At 33.4% G+C, this 5,171-nt stretch carries 5 protein-coding genes; 2 read left to right on the top strand and 3 right to left on the bottom strand.

The genetic code is table 11. From position 1 onward, the window contains the following. Positions 1–152: 152 nt before the first annotated feature. The 3 genes from ACFSSE_RS04160 to ispE form a co-directional block, all read right to left on the bottom strand. Positions 153–821 (bottom strand): metallophosphoesterase, encoded by a 669-nt coding sequence (locus ACFSSE_RS04160; protein WP_379046427.1) that lies wholly within the window; start codon positions 819–821, stop codon positions 153–155. Positions 822–1,271: 450 nt separating this feature from the next. Next, positions 1,272–2,516: a glycosyltransferase gene (locus ACFSSE_RS04155; protein WP_379046432.1), complete on the bottom strand. Its 1,245-nt coding sequence runs from the start codon at positions 2,514–2,516 to the stop codon at positions 1,272–1,274. Further along, a complete protein-coding gene (gene ispE, locus ACFSSE_RS04150) occupies positions 2,517–3,320 on the bottom strand; it encodes a 4-(cytidine 5'-diphospho)-2-C-methyl-D-erythritol kinase (protein WP_379046441.1) in 804 nt (267 codons plus the stop codon). Between the two features lie 544 nt (positions 3,321–3,864). Here ispE and ACFSSE_RS04145 point away from each other — a divergent pair. Together ACFSSE_RS04145 and ACFSSE_RS04140 are read left to right on the top strand one after the other, a co-directional pair. Further along, positions 3,865–4,686, top strand: coding sequence for a thymidylate synthase (locus tag ACFSSE_RS04145; RefSeq protein WP_379046435.1), 822 nt, complete (start codon positions 3,865–3,867; stop codon positions 4,684–4,686). 60 nt (positions 4,687–4,746) lie between these two features. Further along, positions 4,747–5,112: a hypothetical protein gene (locus ACFSSE_RS04140; protein WP_379046438.1), complete on the top strand. Its 366-nt coding sequence runs from the start codon at positions 4,747–4,749 to the stop codon at positions 5,110–5,112. The last annotated feature ends 59 nt before the right edge of the window (positions 5,113–5,171 follow it).

Here is a 5,171-nt window from a genome sequence, read left to right as displayed (position 1 = left end):
AAGACTTAAGGCAGGATGGGATAACGACTATCTAATAAAAATCTTTAATCAAATTTAAATGCGTTGACCCTGGCTTTGGGAGTGAATAGTGAATAGGAAATAGTGAAAAGGCTTATCTTATAAACATTAGTTTAGGTTTAGCTAAACCTAATTTAAATCACACATTCTTCTTTGTTTTTAGGCAAATCTTCCTCATGAGTTGCCTCGCTATGTATATCAATAATTTCTCCTTCTGCGTTTAAAATAATGGCTGTTAACTTATTGCATTTATAAGCACCAGTATCAATATTTATAGAGTGCGAATTAAAATCATACAAAGCACTTTCTTTTGGCGTATGCCCAAAAATTTGAAGTTGTTTTAACTTTATGGTTTCGTTTCGTTGCCAAACAACGCCTTCTTTATTATCGGCATTAAATGGATCTAAAGTATCAGAAATACCTGCGTGAGAAACTATGAAATTAGGAGTTTCAAAATACAACGGAAATGTAGCAAACCAATCCGCATCTTTATTAATTTCTCTACCAGCTAATAAATACTGACTAAAAGTTCTTTCTCCCGATTTCTCGTACCAATCTTTATTAAATTCTGTTAAGCAATGGTTTAAAAACAAATGCTCGTGGTTGCCTCTTATAACAACAGTATCTTTATGTTTTTTTTGCAAATCATAAATAACTTCAGCCACTTGCGGACTATGATTTCCATGATCAATAATATCCCCCACAAATAATAATTGTTGATTGGTAGCATCCCATTTCTCAAGTAATAATTGCAAAGTGTGGAAACAACCATGTACATCGCCAACAATAAAATAATTCTTCATATTAATAAATTACAGCTTTAATTATTTTTCAAATTTACAAATACCAGTCCAAATTTCGCTTAAGGTTGGGTATATACCATCAACTTTATCATTAATTGTTTATTCTACCATTATGGATAAAAGCATAAACTTTAATCACAGATAATTTCGCCCTTGTCTGGTGCGGTATAGATGAAGAATTAAAAGCACTAACTTTCATAGCATCAGACTCAGGCGAGAGTTTATTCAACTTATTTATTGTTTTTATAGGCTTTCATGTGTTCGCTCTCGCTCGGGTTTTGGTTACTTTTTTGCGGAAAAAATTGCGTAGCACTCTTGAATACCAAAAAATGAAATGATGAAAAATGAAAAAAGTAACTGCCAATTCCCGGCATAAGGGCAGGAAAGACTTGTGCGAGATGCCATTAATAAATTTAAATAAATAATCAACAATTAAAATTAGTATGGTTTTTATTTATTTTTCTCCTCAATCCATTTAGATAAATATTTGGTACTCATTAAAGTATGATGATTTAGCATTGTGCCTAAAAAATTATGCTTTCTATGTAAAACCAAATGTGCTTTAATATCTAATAAAACATCAATTAATTGTGTGTTCCAGTAATTTTCATCGTACAACTCATTAATAATATTTGTTCCGTTTTGCTGAAATCTATTCCAAAGCGTTTCATTAGTATATAGTTTAACAGCGTCATCCGCAAAATCTTTAGCCAAATTAGCGATAAAGCCACTCCAAGGTAAACCGTTATGCATAGCTTCGGCACCAATATGTGTACTTACATTTGGCGTACCGCTTTGCATGGCATCTATTAATTTACCTTTTAAACCAGCGCCAAACACCAACGGAGCCAAACAAATCCTAGCAATTCCCATCACATCTTTCACATTTCTAACCCTTCCTTTAATATAAAATCCTTCTTTAGGGTTTCTCAATTGCGTTACTTTTTCTGACGGGTAAGAACCAAAAACATGCATCTCTGCATCGGGCATTTTTTTTCTAATTAATGGCCAAATTTCTGTTTTTAAAAATAAAACGGCTTGGTAATTTGGTTCATGTAAAAAATTTCCAATAGTAATAAAATGAGCTCTTTCTTGAAATGGGAGCCATTTTTTTGTTTCTTCCTCAGTAATATTTGGTAACATAAAAGGCAAATACATTAAAACAGATTCGTCTATTTTAAAAATATCTACCAAAATATTCATTTCATAAGTAGAGATAATTAGCGATAAATCGCACCTTAAAATACTTGCAATTTCTCTTTTAGCAACATCCTCCAACAATAAATCGTCTAACTTAAAATCTTGCTTAGCTTTATATGCTTTTTGGCGACCAGCTCTTAAACAATGTAAATCCTCGGTATCTAAAACCCGCATGGCGTTGGGGCAATTTTCTGTTACTCGCCAACCAAATTGTTCTTCGGTCATAAACCTATCAAACAAAACCAAATCAGGGTTTAAAGTTTTTATAAATTCATCAAAAGCTTCATCGTTTAATTTAATGCTTACTTTATTTACGCCTAATTCGACTAAATCAACCATAAATTCACTATCAGCAGCAGCTGTGCTAAAAGTAACTTTCCAGTTTTGTTTTAAAAAAGAAGCAATCAATTGCATCATTCTACTCCCCGCCGCAGATGATCTTGGCTCGGGCCAAACCGTACCAATAATTAACACTTGTTTAATAGCTCTACTCATTTATATACCGCTAAAAATTAAATTTTCTTTTTGTAGATGACTTAAATTAGTCTCATTTTTAAATATTCCGTAAACTGATGCTCCGCTACCACTCATTAATGTAAATAATGCTCCAGCTTCTTTCATCGCCACTTTTACTTCATTAATCTTAGGATGATTTTTTAAAATATGTGCTTCAAAATCGTTGGTTATTTTCCCTTCCCATTCTTCAACTGGCATTTTAATCAATTCTTTTAACGATTGTTTGCTTTCCTGAGGCTTCACTCCCTGATAAGCTTCTGCTGTAGAAACATGAACTTGCGGCATCGCCAATGCCAAATGATATGTAGAAAGATCTAATTCAATGTTTTCAAAAACATCACCCTTATCAAAAGCAAAAACTGGCTTATTTTCAATAAAAAAAGCACAATCTGCACCTAATAATTGGCAATAGCTTTGCATTTTTTCAGTAGATAAACCTAAATTAAATTTTGTATTTACCAATTTGATGAAAAACGCAGCATCAGCAGAACCGCCGCCTAAACCCGCTCCAATAGGAATATGCTTGTGCAAATGGATGTTAATGTTAGGCAAATCAAAATCTTTACGCAATAAAGCATAAGCCTTTAAACATAAATTATCATTCGCATTTCCAGGAATACTAATTCCCGAGGTTTCAAAGCTCATTTCTGGTGCTTCAATCAATTCTAAAGCATCTTTTATTTGAATGGGATAAAAAATAGTTTCTAAATTATGGTAACCATCAGGTCGTCGGCTGGTGATATTTAAACCGATATTGATTTTTGCATTTGGAAAAGTAATCATCAATATTAACAATTAGGAGTTTTGCACATTAATAGGATTGCAAATATAGATTAATTTAATTTGTAGGATATAAATGTTTAGGTTGCACAGAGAAATAATAATTTGTGCATTTATACACTCCGCCAGCTGGCGGATATATCTTTTTTTGTCATCCTGAGCGAAGTCGAAGGACAAAAAAAGGATGTCGTTACTATCGTTAATGCAAAAAAAATACTAGTTGTAAGAAAAATAGTTTTTATCTAGCGTAAGTAGAAACGTTAAATGCCGAAAGTTCGCCCTTGTCCGCCAGCTGGCGGAGGAGAAAGATGAAGAAGTCAAAGCGCTAACCTTCATAGCATCAGGCGCAGGCGAGAGTTTTTTTTACTTTTTTGCGGAAAAAATTGCGAAGCACTCTTGAATTCCTTAAAATAAAATAAGGAAAAAATGAAAAAAGTAAAAGCCTTTGCCCGGCTTGAGGGCAGGAAAGACTGAGTGCAGGGAACAAAAAAATTACGTTCAAAGACAGAAAAAAATATAAAACATTCTTTAACAAAGAAATATAAAAATGAAACAATATTTAGATTTAATGAGCCATGTTTTAGAACATGGTACACAAAAACACGATAGAACAGGCACAGGCACAATTAGCGTTTTTGGTTATCAAATGCGTTTTAATTTAGCCGAAGGTTTTCCGATGGTCACCACTAAAAAACTACATTTAAAATCTATTATTCACGAATTAATTTGGTTTTTAAGTGGCGATACCAATATTAAATATTTAAAAGAAAACGGAGTTAAAATTTGGGACGAATGGGCAGATGAAAACGGAGATTTAGGGCCGGTTTATGGTTCGCAATGGCGTTCGTGGCCAAAGCCTGATGGTGGACATATTGACCAAATCACCAACATCATCAATCAAATAAAGAACAACCCAGATAGCCGCAGAATTATAGTTTCTGCTTGGAACGTTGCCGAAGTGGAAAACATGGCTTTGCCACCTTGTCATAGTTTTTTTCAGTTTTATGTAGCGCCAGCAGATGTTGCAAAAGGAGAAACAAAAGGTAAATTAAGCTGCCAATTGTACCAACGCAGCGCCGATATATTTTTAGGAGTGCCTTTTAACATTGCTTCTTATGCCTTATTAACCATGATGGTTGCTCAAGTTTGTGATTTAAGCGTAGGAGATTTTGTACACACTTTAGGCGATGCGCATTTGTACAATAACCATATTGAGCAAACCAATTTACAATTATCTCGTGAGCCAAAAGCATTGCCACAAATGAAAATTAATCCTGAGGTTAAAGATATTTTTGGGTTTAAATTTGAAGATTTTGAATTGGTAGGTTATGAACCGCATCCGCATATTAAAGGGGCTGTGGCGGTATAAATGTTCCGATAAATGTTAGCACCATTTTGTTAAAGGCAACATTATCAAACAATTTTAAGAATGAAACAAGTGAAACTCTTAATGTTATGTTTTGTGATTATCTTCATAGGATGTAGACCTTTAAAAAATTTAAGTCCAATGACATATTCAATTGAGCCAATTGAGAAAAATGAATTCGCAAAATTGGATGGAAGTTATAATGACGTTCAAGATACAGTATTTGGAGAAATGGAACATTTTCCTAAACGCGGAAAAGACGAAAATAGCAGAAGACTTCTTGACAGGCTATTTATCTTTTACCCTAATAATGCATATGATAAAGGGACGATAGTAGATATTAAATTCACTTCAAATAGAAAAGCGACAATCAGCGCTTATCAGAACGGGACAGTTTTGTTTACTAAAAACATCCAAGGTAAATCATAACTGTCCGAACAAATAATATACAAAAAAGGCCTGTATAATTCTAATTTTGAGTTGCGAAA

It is taken from the genome of Pedobacter alpinus (assembly GCF_042684645.1).
Taxonomy (GTDB): Bacteria; Bacteroidota; Bacteroidia; order Sphingobacteriales; family Sphingobacteriaceae; genus Pseudopedobacter; species Pseudopedobacter alpinus.
This window is presented reverse-complemented; position numbering and strand designations above follow the sequence as displayed.

Bases quoted from the DNA above. Each gene is read 5' to 3' on its own strand.
- ACFSSE_RS04140 (WP_379046438.1), top strand. From the start codon at position 4,747: ATGAAACAAGTGAAACTCTTAATGTTATGTTTTGTGATTATCTTCATA.
- ACFSSE_RS04145 (WP_379046435.1), top strand. From the start codon at position 3,865: ATGAAACAATATTTAGATTTAATGAGCCATGTTTTAGAACATGGTACA.
- ispE (WP_379046441.1), bottom strand. From the start codon at position 3,320: ATGATTACTTTTCCAAATGCAAAAATCAATATCGGTTTAAATATCACC.
- ACFSSE_RS04160 (WP_379046427.1), bottom strand. From the start codon at position 821: ATGAAGAATTATTTTATTGTTGGCGATGTACATGGTTGTTTCCACACT.
- ACFSSE_RS04155 (WP_379046432.1), bottom strand. From the start codon at position 2,516: ATGAGTAGAGCTATTAAACAAGTGTTAATTATTGGTACGGTTTGGCCC.